Genomic DNA, 23,893 nt, shown 5'->3' with positions numbered 1-23,893 from the left:
CCGGGTGCCCGCGCTCACAGCGCACAGTGGCATGCTCAGCGGTGTGCGGGTCGCGATCGCGGAGGACGGTGCCCTGTTCCGTGAGGGGCTGGTGCTGCTGCTGGAGGCCGCGGGCCACGAGGTGGTCGGCTGTGTCGGCGACGGCGACTCGCTGGTCCGGATCGTCGCCACCGAACCGGTCGACGTGGCGATCCTCGACATCCGCATGCCCCCCGAGCCCGACGGCGGCCTGACCACCGCGGAACGCGTCCGCGCGCTGCGCCCGGAGACCGGTCTGCTGCTGCTGTCGCACCACGCCGAGACGCACTACCTGATGCGGGTGCTGGAGATCGGCGCCGAGCGCATCGGGTACCGGCTCAAGGAACGGATCGCGGGCGTGCGGGTGCTCGCCGACACGCTCGACCGGATCGCGGCCGGGGAGATCGTGATCGAACCGGTGCTCGCCAAGCGGCTCGTGCAGGTGCCCGCAGGCGGGGCGGGGGAGGGCGGCGGCGGCATCGCGTCGCTGTCCGAACGCGAGCTGGACGTGCTGCGCCTGATGGCGGAGGGCCGCGCCAACAACGGCATCGCGAAGGAACTGTTCCTGTCGACGAAGGCCGTGGAGAAGCACATCGCGGCGATCTTCGCCAAGCTCGAGCTGCCCGGGGACCAGACCGTGCACCACCGCCGCGTGCTCGCCGTGCTCGCCTACCTGCGGGCGCGGCAGGTGAGCGGGTGAGATACACCCACCCGTACCGGCTGGCCGCGACCGTGCCACCGGAGGAGCTGGTCCGCGCGCTCGTCAGGAACCTGGTCGACGCCGTCGGCGGGCGGGCCGGGTACGAGGTGGCCGGCGCGGACGGCCGCGTCGTCACCGTCGCGTCGTGGCCGGAGCACCCCGGCGGGGCGCGCACCGGTGAGGTGCTGCGCGAACCGGTCGCGGGCGGCGGGGTCGTGTACCTCGCGGGGCCGTGGCGGTGGGGCGCGGGCGAACGCACGATCCTGCGCGATACCGCGACGTGGCTCGGGGTGGCGCTGCGGCTGGACCGGCTGCGGGCGCAGCGGGACCGCGCGCACGAGCGCGCGCAGCGGCTGCGCGCCGAGGTGACGTCGGCGCGGGAGCGGCTCGCGGAGGTGCGGGACCTGGAGCGGCGCAGGCTCGTCGGCGCGATCACCACCACGACCCTGCGCGACCTGGCCGAGTTCCGGGCCAGGCTCACCGCGCTGGCGGACGGTGACCCGACCGCGGCGGACGTCGCCGGGGCGGGCGCCTTCCTCGACGACCTGCTCGACAACTTCCGCACCATCGTGCGCGGCGTGTACCCGGCGATGCTGCCCGACCGGGGCCCGCGCGCGGCGCTGGAGGAGCTCGCGGCGACCGTGTCGCGGCCCGTCCACTTCCGCGGCGACCTCGGCAGGCGCGTCGGCTGGCAGGTGGAGTCGGGGCTCTACCACGCGGTCGCGGCCGTGCTGAACCTGCTGGCCGGGCTGTCGGCCGACGAGCCGGTGGTCGTGGACTTCCTGCGCGACGACGCGTTGCGGGTGACGATCACCGCGCCCGCCGGTCCGCTGTCGGCGCGGTCGCTCCGCGCGGCGCTCGACCACGACGCGCAGCGCCTCGCGGTGCTCGGCGGCGCGATGGAGTGCCAGGTCACCGGGGACACCGCGGTGGTGCGCGTGCGGGTGCTGGACCGGATCGAACCCGTCGCCGAGGCCGCGGCGCCGCCGCTGGAGGGCAGCCCGCTCTACCGGCAGGCGCGGGACCTGGTGCGGCGCGGCAGGAGCCTGGCGGGCGACGGCCAGGAGCGGGACCGCTGGGACGCGATCGCCGCGCGGATGGCCGCGCCACCCCGCATCGCGGTCGTCGGCGGGCCGCCCGACGGGGCCGTTCCGGGCGGTGCCGTGGTCGTGGTGGCCGACGGGCCCGCCGACGCGGCACTGGCGGCGGAGTTCCTCGCCGACGACGGCCCGAGGGGCGCGATCGACGCGGTGCTGTGCCTGGTGCCGCCCGCGGAGGCGTTCCGCACAGCGCTGCGCCGCGGCCGGCAGCGGGTGGTGCTGTCCGAGTCGGCGAGCGTCGCCGACCTGGCGGCGGACCTCGCCGCGTGGCGCCCGGTGCTCGCCGCCCGCCGCGCCATCGTCACGGCGACGGCCCTGGTCGGCCCGAACCACCCGCTGTCGTGGGCGGTCGAACGCATCGCCGCGGAGGCGCACGAACTGGCCGAACTGGACCTCCTCGACCGCATCCGGGCAGGCGACGTCCGCCTGCCCCCCGGCGAGTCGGGCGCGGACGTCGCACGGCTGCTCGGCGCCGACGGCCCGGACCCGCGCGCGCGGCTGGGACTGGCCGCCGACGCGAGCGACGACGCGGTCCGCGTGGCGGCGGGCGAGACGGTCCGGCGGTGGCGGGCGCACGCGGCCCACCCGGCGACCGGGGCGCGGGAACGCGTGGCGTGGGACGTGCTGGTGCGGACGGCGGAGGGCCTGCTCAAAGCGGCACGACACCGCTGATCCGCGTGCCCTGCCCGGGGGCGGAGCGGACCTCGACCGTCCCGCCGACGGCGGCGGCGCGGGCCGACAGGTTGTGCAGCCCGGAACCGGCCGCGGCCACGTCGAAACCGGGGCCGTCGTCGGTCGCGGTGAACTCCAGGCCCCGGTAGCTGTCCCGCACGGTGACGGTCACCCGTGCACCCGGGGCGTGCTTGCGCGAGTTGTTCACCGCCTCCAGGCAGACGAAGTACACCGCCGACTCGACGACCGCCGGATAGCGGCGGCGCAGCCCCGCCACGTCGAGCAGCACCTCGGGGTGGCTCGCCAGCTCCTCGGTCAGCGCCGCCGCCAGCCCGCCCGCGACCAGCGCGATCGGCAGCACGCCGCCCGCCGTGTCGACCAGTACGCGTTCCGCGTTGTCCACGCGTGCCAGCAGGTCCGTGACCCGCTCCCGCACCCCGCCCGTCGCGACCGCGTGTTCCAGCAGGCCCAGCGACATCCGCAGCGCCACCAGGTGGTGCTGGGCGCCGTCGTGCAGGTCGCGTTCGAGGCCGCGGCGTTCCGCCTCCATCTCGGCGGCGGCGCGCCACCGGTCGTCGATCAGCTCGCGGGCCGCCGCGTCGCCTTCCCGGCGCAGCGCGTCGGTCTCGGCCGCCAGCCGGACCAGCGCGAGCGGGGCCGCGACGGCCGCCGCCAGTTCACCGGCCGGGCCCGTCGGCGCGATCGCGAGCACACCGATGTCCTCGCCCTGGTAGGTGACCGGGTGCTCGAGCCACGGCCCGGTGTCCACGCCCCAGAGGTACCGCTCGCCCGCGACCGTCAGCGCGCACCCCGTCGCCCCCGCCGCCGTGCCGACCACCTCGGCCAGCCCGGCCGGGGTCGGCTCCTGGGTGGCCGCGAGGTACGCCGCGAGCGCCCCGCCCACCTGCCAGTCCCGCACCCGCCGACGGTAACGCACCGCGTTGGACCGTCCCGGGGCGAGAGCACGGCGTACCAGCGAACCCCCAGGACCTGGTGCGCTCCCGCCGCCGGGACGGCAAGGAAGACCTTGGCGTACCCCGGCTGCCGCGGACCAGGGCCCAAGGTCCCGTTCGGGCCGGACTTCGGTCAGGCACGCCTGCCGCGGACCGCGTACCGGAGGGCCCCGAGCGCCACGACCGCGGCGCCGGCCACGATCGACGGCCATGGCAACGTGAACGCGAGCAGCAGGCACCCGAGGAACCCGACGACGGGCACCGCGCGGGGCGGCCGCCGCTCCGCCGCCGTCAGGGTCCAGGCGGACGCGTTCGCGACCGCGTAGTACAGCAGGACCCCGAAGGACGAGAACCCGATCGCCGAGCGCAGGTCGACGCTCGCGGCGGCGACCGCGACCACCACGCCCACGGCCAGTTCCGCCCGGTGCGGCACCTGGAAACGCGGGTGCACGGCGGACAGCGCGTGCGGCAGGTGCCGGTCGCGGGCCATGGCCAGGGTCGTGCGGGACACGCCGAGGATCAACGCGAGCAGCGACCCCAGCGCGGCGACCGCGGCGCCCACGCGCACGACCGGTTCGAGCGCGCCGACACCCGTGGCGTGCGCCAGTTCCGACAGCGGCGCGGTCGCGCCGGCCAGCCGCGCCGGGCCGAGCACGGCGAGCGCCGTGGCGGCGACCGCCGCGTACACGACGAGCGCGATGCCCAGCGCGACCGGGATCGCCGTCGGGATGGTGCGTGCCGGGTCGCGGACCTCCTCGCCGAGCGTGGCGATGCGCGCGTAGCCCGCGAACGCGAAGAACAGCAACCCGCCGGCCTGCAGCACCCCGGTGACCGTGGTGGCGCCGCCGAGGTCCAACCGCGCCCACGACGGGTCGCCCGCGGTGCACGCCGCCGCGACGAGTGCGGCGAGCACCGCGAGGACGACGCCGACGACGACCCTGGTCAGCCACGCGGACTTCTGCACACCGCCGTAGTTCACGGCCGTCAGCAACACGACCGCGCCCACCGCCACGGCGTGCGCGTGCCCCGGCCAGACGTACGTGCCGACGGTCAGCGCCATCGCCGCGCAGGACGCCGACTTGCCGACCACGAAGCTCCAGCCGGCCAGGTAACCCCAGAACGGGCCGAGCCGTTCGCGGCCGTAGACGTAGGTGCCGCCGGAGGCGGGGTAGCGGGCGGCGAGCCGCGCCGACGAGGTCGCGTTGCAGTAAGCGACCACCGCGGCGACCGCCAGGCCGAGCAGGAGACCCGGTCCCGCCGCGCGCGCGGCGGGCGCCAGGGACGCGAAGATCCCCGCGCCGATCATCGCGCCGAGCCCGATGACGACGGCGTCGGTGACCCCGAGGCGCCTGCTCAGGCTCGCCGTCATGCGGGCTGGAACAGCTCGACGAGGTTGCCCGCGGGGTCGGCGAGCAGGATCTGCCGCCCGCCCGGGCCGGACACGGCGTCGCCGCGGAAGGTCAGCCCGGCGTCGCGGTGGCGGTCGATCTCGGCGTCGAGGTCGTCGACGACGAGGTGGATCCGGTTGCGGGACACGGCGTTGCGCGCGTCCTCCGGGGTCGCGCGGGCGCCGGAGGACGTGGGCCCGGAGAGCAGCAGGCGCAGCGCGCCGCGCCGCACGTCGGCGAAGCCGGGGGAGTGGTCGAAGGCGACGGTGAAGCCGAGGTGCGTCGTGTAGAACTCGACGGCGGCGGCCACGTCGTCGACGAGGTAGCGGACACTGGCCGGTTCAGTTGTCATGGTCGGACCTCCTTGTCACAGCGGCGGAGTCACAGCGGCGGACACGTCTGGGGGAGCGGTCCCCCAGACCCCCGGCGGAAACGCGATGCGCGTGTCGATCTCCTGCGCGACGCGCCGGAACTCCGGGTACGCCGCGCCGGACGGGTCGGGCAGGCTCCAGTGCGCGGTGACGGCGTCGCCGTGGTCGCGCGGGACCTCGCGGACCTTGTCGCACAAGGTGATCACGAGGTCGAACCGCCGCCCGGCCAGCGCGTCCAGCGACCGCGGTGGCCGGGGTTCGAGGTCGATGCCGTAGTCCTCGCGCAGGACCCGCACCGCGTTCGGGTTCATCCCCGGCGCGGGGTGGCTGCCCGCGCTGGCGACGTCGACGTCCTCGGCGCGGTGGCGCAGCAGCGCCTCGGCGATCGGGGACCGCGCGCTGTTGCCGGTGCACAGGAACAGCACCGAACTGCCCTTCGGCCACCCCCGCTGCACGGGTGCCAGCGCGGGGTGCAGCGCGGTGGCGGCGTCGCCGAACGCGGCCGCGCACCGGGCCAGGTCGAGGTGGTAGTAGGTGTCGCGGCCGTCGAACGTGCTGCGCCGCGCGGTCACCAGACCCGCCGAGCGCAGCAGCCGCAGGTGGTAGGACACGAGGTTCTGCGGCTCACCGACGGCGGCGACCAGCTCCCGCACCCGGCGGTCACTGCCCGCCAGCTCGGTCATCAGCGCCCAGCGCAGCGGGTGGGCGGCCATGCGCATCAGCATCGGCACCGGCACACCCGGGACAATACATCAAACTGATTTGATGTGCTTTGGTTCGCCGGTGAGGTAGTGCTGCAGGATCGGGCCGAGCCAGGCGACCAGGGTGTCCCGGTCCATGGCGACGACCGGGGGCAGCCGCAGGACGTACCGGGTGAGGACCAGGCCGAGCACCTGCGTGGCGATGAGCCCGGCGCGGGTGGGGGCGTCACCGGGCGCGATCGCGAGGACCGCGGGCCCCAGCTGGGCGGCGAAGATCTCGCGCATCCGCTCGGCCGCCGCCTGGTTGGTGACCGCCGCGCGCAGCAGCGCCATGAGCGTCTCGTCGCCGTCCCAGCGGTCGAGCACGTGCCCGGCGAGCCGCGCGCCGATCTCGCCGGCCGGCACGCCGGTCATGGCGGGGAGGCGCAGGTCGAACTCGGCGGCCGCGGCGAAGAGCTTCTCCTTGTTGCCGAAGTAGCGCATGACCATGGCCGGGTCGATGCCGGCGTCGGCGGCGATGGCGCGGATGGTCGCGCGCTCGTAGCCGTCGGCCGCGAACCGCTCGCGCGCGGCGGTGCGGATGGCCTCCTTCGTGGCGCCGGAGCGCCGGGGCCGGTCTGTGCTCACCATGTCAACAACTGTAGGCCAACAGGTGTTGACAAGCCAGTCCCGCGGGTGTGTAGTGGAAGTCAACAGATGTTGACTTCCAGGAGGGCGTCATGACCGAGGTGATCGTCGTCGGGGCGGGCCCCACCGGACTGCTGCTGGCGGGCGACCTGGCGGAGGCCGGGGTGGCCGTCACGGTGCTGGAGCGCAGGGACGGCACGGTGTCGAACCTGTCCCGCGCGTTCGGGGTGCACGCGAGGACGTCGGAGCAGCTGGACGCGCGTGGCCTGGCCGACGAGCTGCTGCCCATGGGCGCCGCGCTCGACCGGCTGCGGCTGTTCGACCGGGTCCAGGTCGACCTCGGCGAGCTGCCGAGCCGCTTCCCGTTCCTGCTGATCACCCCGCAGTACAACGTGGAGAACCTGCTGCGCGAGCGCGCGCTGAAGGCGGGTGTGGAGATCGTCCACGGCGTCGCCGTCACCGGCGTGCGCCAGGACGGCGACGGCGTCACGGTCGTCGCGGGGGACACCACGTACCGCGCGGCCTACGTGGTCGGCGCGGACGGCTACCACAGCGCGGTGCGGGCGGCCGTCGGCCAGCCGTTCCCCGGCAAGTCGATCCTGAAGTCGATCATGCTGGCCGACGTCCGGGTCGCCGAGGAGCCGGACGAGCTGCTGGCGGTCAACGGCGTCGGGGACGCGTTCGCGTTCATCGCCCCCTTCGGCGACGGCTACTACCGGGTGTTCGCGTGGGACCGCCGCCGGTCGGTGCCCGACGACGAGCCCCTGACGCTGGCGGAGGTCAGCGACGTGGCCCGGCGCGCACTGGGCACGGACTACGGCATGCACGACGCCCGGTGGCTGTCCCGTTTCCACAGCGACGAGCGCCAGGTGCCCGGCTACCGGGTGGGCCGGGTCTTCCTGGCGGGCGACGCCGCGCACGTCCACTCGCCCGCGGGTGGGCAGGGCATGAACACGGGACTGCAGGACGCGGCCAACCTGAGCTGGAAGCTCGCCGCGGTGCTGCGCGGTGCCCCCGACGCCCTGCTGGACACGTACCACGCGGAGCGCCACCCGGTCGGCAAGGCGGTGCTGCGCAGCAGCGGGGCGATCATCCGTGCCGCCATGCTGAAGTCCCGCATCGGGCAGGCCCTGCGCGGCATGGTGGCGCGACGGGCACTGTCGACGCCGCGGATCGCGGAGCGGTTCCTCGGTCAGCTGACCGGCATCGGGTACACGTACCCGGCGCCCGCGGGTGCGCACGAGCTCGTCGGCACGCGTGCGGCGGACGTCCCGCTCGCCGGGGGCGGGCGGCTGTACGAGGCACTGCGCGGCCAGCGGTTCGTCCTGGTCGGCGCGGCCGACGTCGACGGATGGGAGGACCGCGTCGACGCGGTGCCGCCCGCCGTGCCCGGCGGCCCGCTGATGCTGATCCGGCCCGACGGGTACGTGGGCTGGGCGGGCACGGACGTCGCTGACCTGTACCGCGCCCTGGCGGAGCTGACCGGTCCGCGGCGCTAGCCGACGGGGGTCCTTCACCTCAGCGCGCCCCGAGCCCGTCCCTCACCGTCCGAGCGCCGTAGGCTCCTGGCGCACCAGCCCGCCTCGGCGCTCCATGTCCTCGCCGCCCTGCCTGGGACCAAGCCTCGCCCGGCGGTAGCAGTCCGTAGTTCTTTCGCTTGCTTGCATCAAAAGAACGTCGGAATACTGCGAAAGGTCCTAGAACTTTTGCTGGTTTGGCGCAAAGATCCTCCTTGGGCACGTCCGGGCCCGGGCTCGGTGATCTTCAAGGAGGAAGAATGCGCTTACCATCGCGGCGCCGTCGGCGGAGAGGCCTCGCCGGTCTCCTCAGCGCCGGCGTGCTGGGCTCGCTCGTGGCGATGACGCCGCAGGCGCAGGCCCAGGACCTGCCACCCCAGGAGCCCGGCGTCACGCTCCGCACCTACGACGTGCAGGTGCCGTCGAGCGAGATCTGCACCCTCAAGCCGGGGCAGACGCCGAACGTCGACAAGCTGATGCCGACGATCGACTGGACCACCGGCGGTGAGTTCGGGTTCGAGAGCAACTTCGTCACCCACGCGCTCGGCAACATCGACATCGGTGAGGGCGGGGACTACGCGTTCCGCCTGACGAGCGACGACGGTTCGCGCCTCTACATCGACGACCAGCTCGTCATCGACCACGACGGGCTGCACGGCGAGACGTCCAAGGACGGCACGATCGCCCTCGCCGCCGGCTACCACTCCCTGCGGGTCGAGTACTTCGAGGCGGGCGGCGAGCAGGTGCTCCGGCTGGGCTGGCGGCCCCCGGGCGCCGCGGACTTCGCCACGGTGCCGAACTCCGTCCTCTCCACCGACGCGGGTGTCGTGCGCGTGACCGCGCCCGGCCGCAAGGAGTGCGAGGGCCAGACCGACAGCCCCGGCGACGGGCTGCCGCTCAACGACGTCAACCCGAACTACACGCTGACCGACCTGCGCCCGGCGGGCTTCGAGCCGCAGGTGTCCGGGATGGACTGGACGGCCGACGGGCGGCTCGTCATCGCCACGTGGGGCGGCAGCCTCAACACCCTCGGCGAGGTCTACCTCCTCGACGGCGTCACGGGCCGGACCGACCCGTCGAAGGTCACCTACAAGAAGATCGCGAGCGGGCTCCGCGAGCCGATGGGCCTCAAGGTCGTCGACGGGATGATCTACGTCTCGCAGAAGCACGAGCTGACCGAGCTGCGCGACACCGACGGCGACGACGTCATCGACACGCAGCGGACCGTCGCGACCTGGCCGTTCGGCGGCAACTTCCACGAGTTCGCGTTCGGCCTGCTCTACCGGGACGGCAACTTCTACCTGAACCTGTCCGTCGCGATCAACTACGGCGGCGCGACCACCGACCCGCAGCCCGCGGCCAACCGCGGCACCAGCATCGTGGTCAACCGCGCGACCGGGAAGATCACCTACGTGGCGGGCGGCCTGCGCACCCCGCACGGCATCGGCTGGGGCCCCAAGAACGAGGTCTTCGTGACCGACAACCAGGGCGGCTGGCTACCCGCGTCGAAGCTGGTGCACATCAAGCAGAACCGGTTCTTCAACCACTACACCAACCCGGACGGCCCGTACGACGCCAACCCGGTCACCAAGCCGGTGCTGTGGATGCCGCAGAACGAGATCGCGAACTCGCCGGGCATGCCGGTGACGCTGCGGTCCGGCCAGTTCGCCGGCCAGCTGCTGATCGGCGACGTCACCTACGGCGGCCTGCAGCGCGCGTACCTGGAGAAGGTCAACGGCGAGTACCAGGGCGCGTTGTTCCGGCACACCCAGGGCCTGGAGTCCGGCCTGACCGAGACCACGATCGGCCCGGACGGCGCGATCTACGTCGCGGGCCTCGGCGCCGACGGCAACTGGGGCCAGGAAGGCAAGCTGAAGTTCGGTCTGCAGAAGCTGACCCCCAACGGCGCCAACACGTTCGACATGAAGTCGATGAGCGCCACGAAGGACGGCTTCACGGTCACCTACACCCGGCCGCTGTCGGCCGAGACCGTCGCGAAGATCGCCGAGGACGCGGGCGCGGCGTACCGGGTCACGCAGTGGCGGTACGCGGCGACCGAGCAGTACGGCGGCCCGAAGGTCGACGAGGAGACCCTGGCGGTCACGTCGGCGCAGGTGTCGGCCGACCGCAGGACCGTGACGCTGAAGGTCACCGGCCTCAAGACCGATCACGTCGTGCACCTGCGCTCGCCGCGCCCGTTCGCCGCGGACAACGGTGAGGAGCTGTGGAGCACGGAGGCGTGGTACACGCTCAACGCGATCCCCGGCAGGCACGAGCGCCAGGTGTTCCACGAGGCGGAGGAAGGCAACCGCGAGGGCGGCGCCGGGGTGAACACCGACCACCGCGGCTACACCGGCATCGGCTTCGTCGACCGGTTCGGCAACAAGGGCGCGTCGACGACGATGCACGTGCGGGTGGACGACCCGGGCAGCTACGAGGTCGGGTTGCGCTACTCGAACGGGCCGAACCCGTTCTCCGGCGACAAGTCCGTGAGCATGTACGTCAACGGGGCCAAGGTGAAGCAGGTCGTGCTGCCCACCACCGTGACGTGGGAGGAGTGGGCCACCAAGACGGAGGTCGTGCGCCTGCGCGGCGGGCTGAACACCGTCCAGTACAAGGTGGACGACGAGGACACCGGGCACGTCAACCTCGACCTGATCTCGGTCCGCGAGCCGGGCGAGAAGATCGTGCTGTTCAACGGCGAGGACACCGACGAGTGGCGGCACACCGACGGCCGCGTCGCGGGCTGGCCACTGGTCGGCGGCGGCGCGATGCAGGTGCGCAACGGTGACCTGCGGACGAAGCAGGCGTTCGGCGACTTCCGCGCGCACGTCGAGTTCAAGGTGCCGCAGCTGCCGCCGGACGTGACCGGGCAGGACCGCGGCAACAGCGGTGTGTACCTGCAGGAGCGGTACGAGATCCAGATCCTCGACTCGTACGGCGACACCACGCTCGCCAACAACGAGGCGGGCGCGATCTACACGCGCAAGGCACCGGACGTCAACGCGGCCCGGCCGCCGGAGACGTGGCAGAGCTACGACATCTGGTTCCGCGCCGCCCGGTACGACGCGGCAGGCGTCAAGGTGGCCGACGCCCGGGTGACCCTCGTGTGGAACGGCGTGCTGGTGCACGACGACGTCGCCATCGAAGGGGTGACCGGCGGGTCCATCCCGGAGGGGCCGTCGACCGGTGCCATCCGCCTGCAGGACCACGGGAACGCCGTGCAGTTCCGGAACGTGTGGGTCACACCGTTGAGCTGATCCGACGGGGCCCGGGCTTCGTGTCCGGGCCCCCCTTTCTTTGTGGACAACCGGGTCGCTGGCGGGCGGTTCCGTCGGTGGTCTTCCCCAGGCTGGATTTCGGGGCCGTCGCTTGTGGACGTACCTCGTTCGCCTGTGGACAACTCGGCGGTCGACGGTCGTTGTTGTCGGTGGCGCTCGGTACGCTGGAGTTCGGGGGGCCGGAGGCCGGGGTTGATCTTGCCGGCCGTGGTCGGGGTGCGGGGCCGGTTCCGGTTCGGTGCCGTGGTTTCCGGGGTTCACTCCGTGCTGTTCGGTGGCGGCGGATGAGGCGCGGTGGTGGGCGTCGGTTCGGTCACGCGGGGTTCGTGTAGACGCGGCGGGGCGTGATCAGCACGGCGGCCCGCCGTTCCTCGGCCATGACCCGGTCGTAGGTGTCCCAGTCGTCGTGCGTGCCGCCCGCCGCGGTGAAGACGTTCCGCAACAGCAGTCGCAGCGCATCGTCGTCGATCCCGGGGTGCGGATCGTCGGGCCCGACGATCTCGGCGTCCCCTTCGACGGTCGCCCACCGCCACCCGGCCCGCGCGACGACCGTGACCCTCGGGTCGGCGCGCAGGTTGCGCAGCTTGCGCGAGCCGCCCATGGCGACCAGTCCGACCACGCGCTCCGCACGCGCCGGGTGGTCCAGCACGCCGGCGTTCACCACGGACGACTGAACGCTCCCGTCACCCCGAAGGGTGTTGACGACACACAGCCCGTGGTCGAGCGGGATCAGTTCGGCGAACGCGGCGAGATCGGCCATGGTGACGGTGTCCCTCAGTCGTGGTCCGGTGCGCCGGACACCTGGTGGTACGCGGTTTCGAGCGCCTCACCCAGCATGCGCCGGACGTGCCCGCCGCGCACGCGGTACAGCGCCCGCCTGCCGTCGCGGTGGGTGCTGACCAGGCCGGCCAGCCGCAGCTTCGCGAGGTGCTGCGAGACGGCGGGCCGGGCGATGCCGACCGCGGTGGCGAGGGTCGTCACGTCGTACTCGCCGCCGGACAGCAGCCACATGATGCGCAGCCGCGTCGGGTCCGCGAGCATCCGGAACGACTCCACGGCGACGTCGACCTGGTCCGCCGGCGGCAGGTCACGCCAGTGCGGCGCGTCCGGTCCGGCGTCGCGTGCGTACATGAGCACATCCTGCCATTGCCCATACCTGGCAGTTGCAGTGTTGTCGCGTGCGCAAGTGAGCACATATCCTGGCCGGCATGAGCGGACACGGGCACGGCCATGGACACGGGCACGGGCACCGGGCGGGTCGGTGGGTGCGGTTGTGGGCAGGCGTGCGCCACGCGATCACCCCGCACAGCCACGACACCGCCGACATGACCGACGACGCGCTCGAGGCGAGCAGGCAGGGCATGCGCGCGCTGTGGATCTCCTTCGGCGCGCTGATGGTCACCGCGGTCGCGCAGGCGGTGCTGGTCGCGTTCACCGGTTCGGTCGCGTTGCTCGGCGACACGCTGCACAACGTCGCCGACGCGCTGACCGCGGTGCCGCTGGGCATCGCGTTCGTGCTGGGCAGGCGGGCCGCCACCCGCCGCTTCACCTACGGCCTGGGCCGCGCGGAGGACCTCGCCGGGCTGGTGATCATCGTCGTGATCGCGTCGTCGGCGGTGCTCGCGGCATGGCAGGCGGTCGACCGGCTCGTCGACCCGAGGGACATGGCGCACGTGGGCTGGGTCGCGGTGGCCGGCGTCGTCGGCTTCGCGGGCAACGAACTGGTCGCCCGCTACCGCATCACGGTCGGCCGCCGGATCGGCTCGGCCGCGCTCGTCGCCGACGGCCTGCACGCCCGCACCGACGGGTTCACCAGCCTCGCGGTGCTGCTCGCCGCGGGCGGCGCGGCACTCGGGTGGCGCTGGGCGGACCCGGTGATCGGCCTGGCGATCGCCGCGGCGATCGCGACCGTGCTGTGGGGCGCGGCGAAGGAGGTGTTCAGCCGGGTGCTCGACGCGGTCGACCCGGCGCTGACCCACCGCGCCGAGCACGTCGTGCGTGCGACGGACGGCGTCCTCGGCGTGGGCTGGGTGCGCCTGCGGTGGCACGGCCACAGCCTGGCGGCGGAGGTCGACGTGGACGTCGACCCCGACCTGAGCCTCGTCGACGCGCACGCCATCGCCCACGACGTGGAGCACCGGTTGATCCACGCACTGCCGCGCCTCGACCGCGCGACCGTGCACACCCAGCCTGCGGGCCCGCGCGGTGTGGCGCAGCACGAGCTGATCTCGCACCACCGCGGCTGACCGCTCAGGCGCGTGCCGCGGCCACCACCGTCGCGCGCGTCCGCTCGTCGAGCGGGTACGGCGTGTAGAGGGTGAACCGGTCGACGAGCCCCGAGTAGCGGCGCGCGATCTCGGCCCCGGCGGCGGCGGGCTCCCCGACGACCGCGAACGTGCCGAGGACGTCGTCGTCGACGAGCCCCGTCATGGTGGCCCAGTCACCGCGCCGGGACAGGCGGTGCAGCTCGGTGTGCAGGTCACCCCACCCGTGCAGCTCGAGCACGGCGCGGTAGGCGGGCGTGGCGGCGTAGAAGGCGATCTGCTCGCGCACCTTGGCGATGGCCGCGGTGAGCCCGGCCTCGTCCGCGCCGGTGGCGACCAGCCCCGGGTAGCTGATGGTGAAATCGGGACGCCGCGCACCGACCAGCGGGATGGTCACGTCGCGGAGGTACCGCTCGGACGTGAGGCTGTGCACGAGCAGCCCGTCGGCCACCTCGGCGGCGACCCGCGTCATCCTGGGCCCGACCGCGGCGACGAGCACCGGCGGCGTGCCGTGCGGGTTCGGCTCGGGCCGGAAGAGCGGCGGCATCAGGGTGTGGGAGTAGAACTCGCCGGTGAAGTGCAGCCGCTCGCCGGTCTGCCAGGAGGCCCAGATGGCCCGCAGGGCGAGGACGAACTCCCGCATCCGGGCGGCGGGCGCGGACCACGGCATGCTGAACCGCCGGGTGATGTGCGCGGCGACCTGCGACCCGAGCCCGAGCACGAACCGCCCACCGCTCATGGCGTGCAGATCGTTGGCCGTCACGGCGAGCGTCATCGGATTCCGGGCGAACGCGACCGCGACCGCGGTGCCGACGGTGAGGCCGGGCGCCCGCTCGGCGGCGAGGAGGAGCGGGAGGAAGGGGTCGCGACTGGTCTCGGTGGTCCAGACACCGTCGAGCCCGACGCGTTGTGCGAGCGCCACCTGGGCATCGATCTCGGCGATGTCCCCGCCCGCGGTGCCGTCGGTGACACCCCCGATGTTGCCGTCGACCAGCATGGACCACCCCTTCCGGATCACCGCAGACGGTAACCGGCGACACCGCCGAGCTCCGAAGGCCCACCGCTGTCGATGACGGACCCCGGTCACACACGGCCGGGCTGTCTCGTCATGGCTGGTGTACCCGGAACGACAGACAGGGGAGCACACCATGGACGCACGGCTGAACCTCATGACCAACGACGCCACCGCCACGTTCCTGAAGAAGTTCGTCGCGGCGACCAGCGGCGTGCAGGGGACGGTGCCCGCCGCCACGCAGGAGCTGGTGAAGCTGCGCGCCAGCCAGATCAACGGCTGCGGCTTCTGCACCGACATGCACTTCAAGGACGCGGTGGCGGCGGGGGAGAGCCCGACGCGACTGAACCTGGTCGCCGCCTGGCGGGAGGCGACGGTGTTCACCGAGGCCGAGCGGGCCGCGCTGGCGCTGACCGAGGAGGGCACCCGGATCGCCGACGCCGCGGGCGGCGTGCCGGACGAGGTGTGGGCCGCGGCCGCGAAGCACTACGACGAGGACCAGCTGGGTGAGCTGGTGGTGCTGATCGCGGTGATCAACACCTACAACCGGCTGAACGTGCTCACGCGCCAGCCCGCGGGCGACTACCAGCCGGGCCAGTTCGGCTGACACCCGCCTTGCCGCGGCCGTGAAATGGAGGACCGGCAGTGTCAACCGGTGGTTGCGATGGGGGACTGCCCGGGGAGCAGCGGTTGGGTGACTGGGCTGGGTGAGCCGGCGGAGGGTTGGGGTGGTCGCTGGGTGAGTTCGGCGGCGAGGGCGCACAGGTGCTGGGCAGGCAAGGGTCTGGGTGGTCTCGAACATCCGGACGTGGACCCGCGGGGCGTCGTGCCTGTCCGGGGAGGTGCGGCAGCATCACGAACCGGGTGGACCGCTCCGCCAGGGTGCCGATCGCGGACCGGTTGGCCGTCCCCTTGGCCGGGCACCGCCCGGTCCGCGGCCTCGGCGGGGCGTTCACTGTTCTCGGTCGTGTTCGGGATCCGGGGCCGGCGGGTGGTGGCTTGGCGTGCCGGCGTTTCCGCAACCGAGTCCGCACCCTGACCGCAACCCGCCACCATCACGGGCCCGCCCGCACCGCATCCCAAACCCCACCCATCACCTCCCAGCGCACCGGGCGTTGCGACCACGGGTTGAGACCGCTTCACCGCGCTGGGGTGTGCGCGCGGCGGCGGGGCGTCCACGTCAGGTGAGGCGGACCGGGAGGTGTTCCAGGCCGCGCAACAGGGTGCTGTTGCGCCAGCGCAGATCGGCGGGCTCGGCGGCCAGTGCCATGCCGGGGAAGCGGGCCACGAGCCCGCCGATCGCGATCTGGCCCTCCAGGCGGGCGAGCGGGGCGCCGAGGCAGAAGTGGATGCCGTGGCCGAAGGCCATGTGGCCCGCCGGTGCCCTGGTGACGTCCAGGGTGTCGGCGGCGGGGCCGAAGCGGTCGTCGTCGCGGTTGGCGGATGCCAGGGACACGGCGACGAACTCCTCGGCGGGGATGGTGGTGCCGCCCACCTCGACCGGCTCCACCGTATAGCGCAGGGTCGCGTGGTTGACCGGGCTCTCGTAGCGCAGGAACTCCTCGACCGCGCCCGGGAGCAGGCCGGGGTCGGCGCGCAGGGCCGCGAGCTGGCCGGGGTTGCGCAGCAGCGCCAGCACGCCGTTGCCGATGAGGTTCACCGTGGTCTCGTGCCCGGCCACCAGCAGCAGGAACGCCATCGACACCAACTCGACCTCGGTCAGCTCGTCGCCGTCCTCCTGGGCGTGCACGAGCGCGGTGAGCATGTCGTCGGCGGGTACCGCGCGCTTGGCGTCGATCAGGGCACGCAGGTACCCCGACATCGCCGCGGCGGCCGACCCGACGGCCTCGGCGGACGCCCCGGCCACGAGCGCCGACGACCAGGCGCGGAAGTCGTCCCGGTCGTCGTGCGGGACGCCGAGCAGCTCGCAGATCACCGTGACGGGCAGCGGGAACGCGAAGTCGTCGATCACGTCGATCGCGCCGGACAGGCGGGCCAGCAGGTCCTCGGTGATCTGTTCGACGCGGGGCCGCAGCAACTCCACGCGCCGCGTGGTGAACGCCTTCGCGACGAGCCTGCGCAGCCGGGTGTGGTCGGGCGGGTCGCTGTTGAGCATGTGCGCGGTGAGGTCCGCGCCGAAGTCGCCCGTGCTCGTCCTCGTCCGGTGCCGCTCGAAGAGGTGTCCCACCGGCCGCAGGTCCTTGCGCAGCGCGGGGTTCGTGAGCGCCTCCCGCGCGTCGGCGTACCGCGTCACCAGCCACACCTTCAGCCCGCGCGGCATCACGACCGGGCACACTGGCGCCTCCTCCCGCAACCGCCGGTAGAACGTGTACGGGTCGTCGACGAACTCGCGGTCCAATCGCATGGGCGTGCTCGTGCCGGTCATGCTCCTCACTCTGGCACGCCGGACGGCGTTTCCGGGCAGGAGTCCCGGAAACGCCGTCCGACGGGAGTGCCTACTGGCCGAAGCAGAAGGCCTGCGTGCCGAAGCTCCAGCACTGGACCTGTTTGGTGGCGGTGTTCCTGTTGCCCGCGCGGTCGGTCACGGTGAGCTGGGCGGTGTAGGTGGTCTGCCGGTTCGGGTAGGTGTGCGAGGTGGTCGCGCCGCTGCCGGTCTGGCCGTCGCCGAAGTTCCAGGCGTACGCGGCGATGTCACCGTCGGGGTCGGTCGACCCGGTGCCGTCGAACGAGCACGCCGCCCACTGGCAGAACACGGTGAACGCGGCCCTCGGCGCACCACCGCTCGGCGTGCCCGCCTGCACCTGCTTGGACGTGGTGCCGGTCTTGCCGTCGTTGTCGGTCACGGTCAGCGTGACGGTGTACGTGCCCGCGGTGCCGTAGGTGTGCGACGGGCGCACGCCGGTGCCGGTCTGGCCGTCACCGAAGTCCCAGGCGTACGAGGAGATCGTGCCGTCGGGGTCGCTGGCCGCGGCGGCGTCGAAGGTGCAGGACAGCGACGGGCAGTTCGCGGTGAACGACGCCGTCGGGTTGCCCGGCTGGCCGCCGCCACCGAGGTCCTTGACGTACAGCAGCCGGTTCGGCGAGCCCTTCAGGTCGGTGATCTTGCCGGTGGTGGCGGTGCCGACGACCTTCGCGTTGGCGTCCGCGGGCGAGATGGCCGGGTTCGCGCTCGTCACCAGCGCGAGCGCGCCCGCGACGTGCGGGCTCGCCATGGACGTGCCGCTCATCTGGCCGCTGCCGCCGCCGTTCGTGGTGGACGTGATGCCCGTGCCCGGCGCGAACAGCTCGACACAGCTGCCGTAGTTGGACGACTGGGTGCCGCTCCACACGCTGCGCCGGTCCTGGTTGTCCGAGGCGGCGACGGTCAGCACGCCGGTGGCGCTGGCCGGGCTGACGTTGCAGGCGTCCTGGCCCTCGTTGCCCGCCGCGACCGCCCACGCCACGCCCGCGTTGACCGAGCCGGTGACCGCGTCGTTCACCGCCGAGCTGCGGCTGCCGCCGATGCTCATGTTGCCGACCGCCGCCTGCGGGGCGTGGTCGGTCACCCAGTCGATGCCGCCGATGATCGCGTCCCACGAGCCGGTGCCGCCGCAGTCCAGCACGCGCACCGCCACGAGCTGCACGTTCTTCGCCACGCCGTACGTGCCGCTGCCGATGGTGCCGCCGACGTGGGTGCCGTGGCCCTGGCAGTCGCTCGCGTCGGCGTCGCCGTCGATGAAGTCCCAGCCGCTGCTCGCGCGGCCGCCGTAGCCCGGGTGGTCGAGGTCCAGGCCGGTGTCGACGACGTAGGCGGTGACCCCGGACCCGTCGTTCGGGGCCGCGTAGGAGTTGTCCAGCGGCAGGTCCCGCTGGTCGACGCGGTCCAGGCCCCACGTCTCGACCACGTGCGCCACCGCGTTCTGCTCGACGTAGCGCACCGCCGGGTCGGCGGCCAGCCGCTTCGCCGCCGCCTCGCTCATCCGCACGGAGAACCCGCGCAGCGCGGCCGAGTAGACGTGCCCGACCGCGCCGCCGTACCGCTGGGCCAGGTCACCGGCCTGTGCGCGGACACCGGCCCGCGTGCTCGCCGCGGTCGACGGGGCGCCGTCGAGCGCCACGATGTAGCTGCCCTCGACGGCGCCCGCCGCCCCGGCGCCGAGGATCGCGCCCTCGGCGGCCTGTGCGGTGCCGACGCCGTTCAGCGCCAGCGCGACGGTCGAGGCGACGCCGAGGAAGATCCCCGACAGCCTTCGTGATGTGGACATGCGAAACCAATCTCCGATCGTTGATCGCAGGGGGAGACCAGATGTCCACCGAGCATCGGCGTCGGCCGCGCCGCCGAACAATCCGTAGCCGGATCCGTACGGGTACGTGTCTATTGCGGACCGGCGGCCGGGCGCATTGATTGCGTGAGGTCGAGCCTGGACTTGAGCCCCAGCTTGCGGAGAACCTTGGCGACGTGCTGCTCCACGGTGCGCGGTGAGAGGAACAGGACGTCGGCGATCTCCCGGTTGGTCAGACCCTGCGTGACCAGCCGGGCGACGTCCCGCTCCCGCGGCGACAGCTCGTCGCCGTAGCCGCGCCTGCCGCGCCGCGAAGGGGGCGCGGCACCGTGGGCACGCACGTCGCGGCGGCAGCGGGCGGCGTCGCGGGTGGCGGTGAGGTCCGCGAAGACGCCTGCCAGCGCGGCGATCTCCGCGTGGTCGCCCGCCGCGGCCGCCGCCCGCTCCGCCGCGAGCGCCGACAGGTACGGCGCGGGCAGCTCCCGGTACGCGGCCTGCGCGGCGCGGTAGTGGCCGACCGCGCGTGCCGGGTCGTCCGCCTCCGCGAGCCGCCCCCAGCACAACGCGAGCGCGGCGTGCACCAGCGGCGCGTCCCGGCCGGCGACCCCGTCCGCGACCTCCTTGACGAACCCGCTCGCGTCCGCGCGCCTGCCCGCCGCGAGCAACGCGGCGACCGCGACCGGCGCGAGGTCCGCCGCCCACGACCAGACCCCCTTGCGGCGCAGCACCCGCACGCCGTCGTCGACCACGGCGACGGCCTTCCCCACCTCGTCCTGCGACAGGTACGCCCAGGCCAGCCCGCCGAACCCGCCGATGGCGATCGGCGCGATCGCGTCGTCGGGCGCCTCGACACCGGTCGCCAGCAGGTGCGTCTCCGCCGCCGTCCACTCGCCCCTGGCGACCGCGAGCAGCCCCAGCACCAGCGACAGCTCGCTCGCCACTGGCAGCAGCTCCCGGTAGTCGTCGAGGAGCTGCCGCGCGCGGTCGGCGAGCCCGTCCCACGCGCCGAGGTACCAGTCCAGCCGCACCTGCGTGGACCGCGCCGTGCTGGTCACGAACGCGCTGCCCGCCGACGCGGCCAGCCGCAGCCCGGTGCTCAGGAACTCCCGCGCCTGCCGGAAGTGCCCGACGGAGGTGCACGCGTCGGCCAGGTTGCAGCGGGCACGGGCGAGCTGGCGGCGTTCGCCGATGGTCTCGACCGACAGCGGCAGCGCGCGCAGGTCGGCGCGCACGCTCGGGTCACCCATGTGCAGCCGCGAGCCGAGCAGGTTGGCCAGCAGGGAGATCCGCAGCTCCGGGTCCGCGCACCCGGCGAGCCTGCGCTCGGCCTCCGCCATCCACGCCCGCTGCTCGGCGAACGGGGTGCCGCCGATGAACGGGGTGCCGAGCAGCGCGATGCCCTTCGCCGCCAGGTCCGGCCGCTCGGTCAGCTCGCCGACGGCCACGCGGATCTCCGCGCGCGCCGCCTCGATGCCGCCGCGCTGCCGCACCAGGAGCAGCCCGAGGAACAGCCGCACCTCGCCGCGTGCGGCCACGGACAGGCGGTGGTCGGCGAGCAGCCTGCCCAGCGTGGTCACCGGGTCGTGCTGGTCGACCCCGCTGTACGCGAGCGACCCGAGCGCCACCGCGAGCCGGTCCACGTCCTCGCCCGGCAGGCCCGGCTCGGCGAGCAGCCGCTGGAGCATCCTCGTCGCCGCCGCGATGTCGCCGACGCGGCCGGCCAGCTCCGCGGCCTGCTCGCCGTACCGGAGCCAGTCCGCGGTCCGGCCCGCCAGCCTGCTGTGCTCGGCGAGCCGCACCAGCGGCGGTGGGTCGAGCGCGTGCAGCGCGGCGATGGCGGCGACGTGCAGGCGCTGCCGGGCGGGCCCGGTGAGCGTGTCACGGACGGCCTGCTGGGCGAGCGTGTGGCGGAAGCCGTACCGGGTGGGTTCCAGCTCGAACAGCACACCGCACTCGACCGCGGTGCCGAGCGCGTCCGGAGCGGTGTCCGCGGCGACGCCGGCGACCTCGGCGAGCGTGTCGACGGTGGCCGGGGCGGCGAGCACGGCCGCGGCGTGCACCAGCCGCTGCGCGGCGCCGGGGAGGCCCGCGAGCCGGTCGGCCATCGCGTCACGCAGCAGCACCGGCACCTCGACGTCGTCAGACAGCGCGTCGTCGAGCAGCGCGTCCGGCGTCGTGCGCAGCGTGCCGAGCAGCTCCTCCACCACGAACGGGATGCCAGCCGTGCGCTCGTGCAGCCGCGCCGCGAACCGCGCGGGCACCGCGTCGTCGCCGAGGATGGCGGCCGCCAGCTCCCCGACCTCCGGCACCGCAAGCGGCTCGAGCCGCAGCAGCACCCCGGCCACGTGGTCCGGCGGCCGGTACGCGGCCCCGAGCGGCAGGTCACCGCCCAGGTCCTCGCGGCGGTAGGTGACCACCACCGACAGGTTCGGCGGCGGGTCGCTCATCACGAACCGCAGCACCTGCCGGGTGCTGTCGTCGGCCCAGTGCAGGTCCTCGACCACCAGCAGCGCCGGGCCGGCCGCGGCGAGCAGCTCGCGGGTGGCGCGCAGCAGCCGGTGCCGCTCGGCGTGCGGGTCGCCGATGGGTGCCGGTGCCGGCGGCAGGACGTCGTCCAGCTCCGGCAGCAACGGCCGCAGCGCGCCGCCGACCGGGCTCAGCGCGGGCCGTGGCAGGCAGGCGAGCGACCGCAGCGCCTCGATCACCGCCCCGAACGGGAACGGCTCGCGCAGCGGGTGGCAGTGCCCGACCATCGCGTGGTGGCGGGCGAGATCCGGGTGGGCGAGCAGCTCGTGCACCAGCCGTGTCTTGCCGACGCCGGCCTCGCCCTCGATGATCACGACCGTCGACCGGGTGGTGACCGTCGACAGGATCGCGCGCAGCTCGTCGCCCCGGCCGACGAGAACCGGCGAGCTCGTCCGGACCAGGCCCGTCCGCCGCGCTCCGCTCGCCATGTCACTCCCTGTCGTCCGCCGCTGCCACGGGGCTCCGGCAAGCGTAAACACGAATGGCCAAGAGGTGGACAGATCAGGCCACGGGATGGGCATGCCCGTAGAGTTGCCGCATGGGTGATGACGTGTCGGCTGCCCGGCGGGTTCGCGTGCTCGAAACCGTCACCGACAGCTCGCTCATGGACCTCGACCTGGACAAGATGCTCGAGGTCCTGCTGTGGCGGGTGCGGGAGCTGTTCGACGTGGACACGGTCACCGTGCTGTTCCTCGAACCCAGTGGCGAGCGGCTCGTCGCGCGGGCCAGCGCGGGGCTCGACGAAGAGGTCTACCAGGGCGTGCGCGTGCCGGTGGGCAGCGGCTTCGCGGGCCGGGTGGCACGCCTGCGGGAACCGGTGCAGCTCGACCGGGTCGACTCGTCGACCGTGGTCAACTCGCTGCTCTGGGAGCGTGGCCTGCGGGTGCTGCTCGGGGTGCCGGTGATCGCGCACGGCGAGCTGGTCGGCGTGCTGCACATCGGCAGCGTCACCCCCCGCCGGTTCACCGAGGAGGACGTCGAGCAGCTGGGCGTGGTGGCGGACCGGATCGCGATGGCCGCGACGCTGCACCGGTCGCGGTCCGAGCAGCTGGCGGCCACGACCCTGGTCGACAGCCTCCTGCCGTCGCGGCTGCCCGAGACGGACGGCTGGGAGATGTCCGCCAGGTACGTGCCCGGCGCCGACATCGGCATCGGCGGCGACTGGTACGACGTGTTCGCCCTGCCCGGTGAGCGGGTCGGCGTCGTGATGGGGGACGTCGTCGGCAGCGGGCTGCGCGCGGCGATCGTGATGGGCAGGCTGCGCAGCGCCCTGCGCGCGTACGCGCTCGAGTTCGAGGACCCCGCCGAGGTGCTGGGCAGGCTCGACCGCAAGGCGGCCCACTTCGAGAACACGACCATGGCGACGGTCGCCTACGCGGTCGTCGACACCGCGGCCGCACGCATGGACCTCTCGCTCGCCGGGCACCTGCCGCCGGTCCTCGCGCTGCCGGGGGAGGAGACGGTGTTCGTCGACGCGCCGGTGGAGCTGCCCGTCGGCTTCGGGCTGGTGGTCACCGGCAGGCGGTCCGTCACCGTCGACCTGCCGCCGGGCGCGCTCGCCGCCTTCTACACCGACGGCCTGGTCGAACGCCGTGGCGTCGACATCGACCTCGGCCTGGAGCTGCTGCGGGCCACCGTCCGCCCCGGCGCGCCCGAGGACGTCTGCGCGAAGGTCATGGCGGCGCTGGTGGGCAGCAACCCGCCGGGCGACGACATCGCGCTCGTCGCCGTCCACCACGCGCCCATCACACCTTCCGCTGCTCGTTCGCGGTGACCGCGGCGCGGATCTGGTCGAGGTTCTCGCGCAGGCTGTCGGCGATCATCTCGTCGGTGCGCGGGTCGGCGAGCATCTCCAGCACCACGCGGATCGCGGTGTCGGTCACCGCGCCGATGACCTCGTCGTGGAACGGGAGCCGCTTGAGCCTGCCCGCCGCCGGGTCCGCCCGGATCTTGTCGAGCACCAGCTGCCGCAGCTCGACCTGGTTGTCCGCCAGCGCGCGGGAGATGTTCTGCGCGTAGTTGCCGGTCTTCAGCACGGCCGTCACCTCGTCGAGCACCGCGACCGTCACCGGCTTCTTCAGCACGTCGATCACCGTGCCGAGGAACCGGTTGACGAGGCGCTGGGTGACGGCGTCGCCGATCGTCCGGTCCACCGCCCGGCCCAGCCGCGCCACCAGCACGACGACGCGCAGCAGCCGGAACGCGCGCAGCGCCGGGTGCGACAGCGGGATCATGCCGACGACCTCGAACCAGTTCCGCCCGAGGAACCGCCAGCCCCAGCCGCCCCGGCGCCAGCGCCACAGGAACTCGACGAAGAACACCGCGCAGATGCCGACGTCGACCCGGAAGACGAGCTCCTGCGTCTCGACCGGCGGGTCTGCGAGCCACACCCAGCCCAGCAGGCCGACGGACGCGATCGCGAGCGCCACCATCAGCCAGTCGACGGCCCGCACGCGGTGGATCCGGCGTGGCACGTCCAGTTCGCCGCGCATCCTGGCGTACGTCATCGTGGGGCACCTCCGGAACGATCAGCGGCGCCC

19 protein-coding genes are annotated in these 23,893 nt (G+C 73.6%); 7 read left to right on the top strand and 12 right to left on the bottom strand.

Features of this window, described 5'->3' with window-relative positions; all coding sequences use genetic code 11:
* Positions 1-43 precede the first annotated feature (43 nt).
* The gene (locus tag ACYQ77_RS14145; RefSeq protein ID WP_459711179.1) at positions 44-718 is read left to right on the top strand and encodes a response regulator transcription factor; all 675 of its coding nucleotides are present in this window, start codon (positions 44-46) and stop codon (positions 716-718) included.
* The gene (locus tag ACYQ77_RS14140; RefSeq protein ID WP_459711177.1) at positions 715-2,490 is read left to right on the top strand and encodes a hypothetical protein; all 1,776 of its coding nucleotides are present in this window, start codon (positions 715-717) and stop codon (positions 2,488-2,490) included. Before ACYQ77_RS14145 ends, ACYQ77_RS14140 begins: the two co-directional genes overlap by 4 nt.
* Here ACYQ77_RS14140 and ACYQ77_RS14135 read toward each other — a convergent pair.
* The 5 genes from ACYQ77_RS14135 to ACYQ77_RS14115 all read right to left on the bottom strand — a co-directional run bounded on the left by ACYQ77_RS14135 (position 2,468) and on the right by ACYQ77_RS14115 (position 6,533).
* Entirely contained in the window at positions 2,468-3,409 is a 942-nt protein-coding gene (locus ACYQ77_RS14135; RefSeq protein WP_459711175.1) for a sensor histidine kinase, read from the bottom strand. The two genes, ACYQ77_RS14140 and ACYQ77_RS14135, sit on opposite strands and share 23 nt — an antisense overlap.
* Positions 3,410-3,576: 167 nt before the next feature.
* Positions 3,577-4,812 (bottom strand): APC family permease, encoded by a 1,236-nt coding sequence (locus ACYQ77_RS14130; protein ID WP_459711173.1) that lies wholly within the window; start codon positions 4,810-4,812, stop codon positions 3,577-3,579.
* Positions 4,809-5,183: a VOC family protein gene (locus ACYQ77_RS14125; RefSeq protein WP_459711171.1), complete on the bottom strand. Its 375-nt coding sequence runs from the start codon at positions 5,181-5,183 to the stop codon at positions 4,809-4,811. The genes ACYQ77_RS14130 and ACYQ77_RS14125 overlap by 4 nt, the downstream gene beginning before the upstream one ends.
* A gap of 15 nt (positions 5,184-5,198) precedes the next feature.
* Complete coding sequence (locus ACYQ77_RS14120) at positions 5,199-5,927, bottom strand: arsenate reductase/protein-tyrosine-phosphatase family protein (protein WP_459711917.1); 729 nt, start codon at positions 5,925-5,927, stop codon at positions 5,199-5,201.
* Between the two features lie 27 nt (positions 5,928-5,954).
* Positions 5,955-6,533, bottom strand: a complete 579-nt coding sequence (locus ACYQ77_RS14115) for a TetR/AcrR family transcriptional regulator (protein WP_459711169.1) — start codon at positions 6,531-6,533, stop codon at positions 5,955-5,957.
* An 89-nt stretch (positions 6,534-6,622) separates the two neighbouring features.
* Here ACYQ77_RS14115 and ACYQ77_RS14110 point away from each other — a divergent pair, with 89 nt between their 5' ends.
* Both ACYQ77_RS14110 and ACYQ77_RS14105 read left to right on the top strand, forming a co-directional pair.
* Positions 6,623-8,029 (top strand): FAD-dependent monooxygenase, encoded by a 1,407-nt coding sequence (locus tag ACYQ77_RS14110; RefSeq protein ID WP_459711167.1) that lies wholly within the window; start codon positions 6,623-6,625, stop codon positions 8,027-8,029.
* 278 nt (positions 8,030-8,307) lie between these two features.
* Positions 8,308-11,307, top strand: coding sequence for a family 16 glycoside hydrolase (locus ACYQ77_RS14105; protein WP_459711165.1), 3,000 nt, complete (start codon positions 8,308-8,310; stop codon positions 11,305-11,307).
* A 334-nt stretch (positions 11,308-11,641) separates the two neighbouring features.
* Here ACYQ77_RS14105 and ACYQ77_RS14100 read toward each other — a convergent pair whose 3' ends face one another.
* Together ACYQ77_RS14100 and ACYQ77_RS14095 are read right to left on the bottom strand one after the other, a co-directional pair.
* A complete protein-coding gene (locus ACYQ77_RS14100; RefSeq protein WP_459711163.1) occupies positions 11,642-12,088 on the bottom strand; it encodes a TIGR03618 family F420-dependent PPOX class oxidoreductase in 447 nt (148 codons plus the stop codon).
* Between the two features lie 14 nt (positions 12,089-12,102).
* A complete protein-coding gene (locus ACYQ77_RS14095; protein ID WP_459711162.1) occupies positions 12,103-12,459 on the bottom strand; it encodes an ArsR/SmtB family transcription factor in 357 nt (118 codons plus the stop codon).
* 77 nt (positions 12,460-12,536) lie between these two features.
* Between ACYQ77_RS14095 and ACYQ77_RS14090 the strand changes: the two genes are divergently transcribed.
* Positions 12,537-13,574 carry a cation diffusion facilitator family transporter gene (locus tag ACYQ77_RS14090; protein WP_459711160.1) on the top strand — a complete coding sequence of 346 codons (1,038 nt, stop codon included), beginning with the start codon at positions 12,537-12,539 and terminating at the stop codon, positions 13,572-13,574.
* Positions 13,575-13,578: 4 nt separating this feature from the next.
* Here ACYQ77_RS14090 and ACYQ77_RS14085 read toward each other — a convergent pair whose 3' ends face one another.
* Positions 13,579-14,610 (bottom strand): TIGR03617 family F420-dependent LLM class oxidoreductase, encoded by a 1,032-nt coding sequence (locus ACYQ77_RS14085; protein ID WP_459711158.1) that lies wholly within the window; start codon positions 14,608-14,610, stop codon positions 13,579-13,581.
* A gap of 130 nt (positions 14,611-14,740) precedes the next feature.
* On the opposite strand from ACYQ77_RS14085, the gene ACYQ77_RS14080 reads away from it, so the two are divergent.
* Positions 14,741-15,211, top strand: a complete 471-nt coding sequence (locus ACYQ77_RS14080) for a carboxymuconolactone decarboxylase family protein (protein WP_459711156.1) — start codon at positions 14,741-14,743, stop codon at positions 15,209-15,211.
* Positions 15,212-15,784: 573 nt separating this feature from the next.
* On the opposite strand, the gene ACYQ77_RS14075 is transcribed toward ACYQ77_RS14080, so the two are convergent.
* From ACYQ77_RS14075 to ACYQ77_RS14065, 3 genes are all read right to left on the bottom strand, one after another.
* Complete coding sequence (locus ACYQ77_RS14075) at positions 15,785-16,990, bottom strand: cytochrome P450 family protein (protein ID WP_459711154.1); 1,206 nt, start codon at positions 16,988-16,990, stop codon at positions 15,785-15,787.
* A gap of 70 nt (positions 16,991-17,060) precedes the next feature.
* Entirely contained in the window at positions 17,061-18,809 is a 1,749-nt protein-coding gene (locus ACYQ77_RS14070; RefSeq protein WP_459711152.1) for a PKD domain-containing protein, read from the bottom strand.
* A gap of 110 nt (positions 18,810-18,919) precedes the next feature.
* Positions 18,920-21,781, bottom strand: a complete 2,862-nt coding sequence (locus ACYQ77_RS14065) for an ATP-binding protein (protein WP_459711150.1) — start codon at positions 21,779-21,781, stop codon at positions 18,920-18,922.
* 110 nt (positions 21,782-21,891) lie between these two features.
* Here ACYQ77_RS14065 and ACYQ77_RS14060 point away from each other — a divergent pair, with 110 nt between their 5' ends.
* A complete protein-coding gene (locus tag ACYQ77_RS14060; protein WP_459711148.1) occupies positions 21,892-23,127 on the top strand; it encodes a PP2C family protein-serine/threonine phosphatase in 1,236 nt (411 codons plus the stop codon).
* Here ACYQ77_RS14060 and ACYQ77_RS14055 read toward each other — a convergent pair.
* Positions 23,099-23,860, bottom strand: a complete 762-nt coding sequence (locus ACYQ77_RS14055) for an ion transporter (RefSeq protein ID WP_459711146.1) — start codon at positions 23,858-23,860, stop codon at positions 23,099-23,101. The genes ACYQ77_RS14060 and ACYQ77_RS14055 overlap by 29 nt on opposite strands.
* Between the last annotated feature and the right edge of the window lie 33 nt (positions 23,861-23,893).

The organism is Actinophytocola sp. KF-1 (assembly GCF_054661535.1).
The sequence above is the reverse complement of the archived record's forward strand: the minus strand, read 5'-3'. Positions and strand labels throughout refer to the sequence as shown.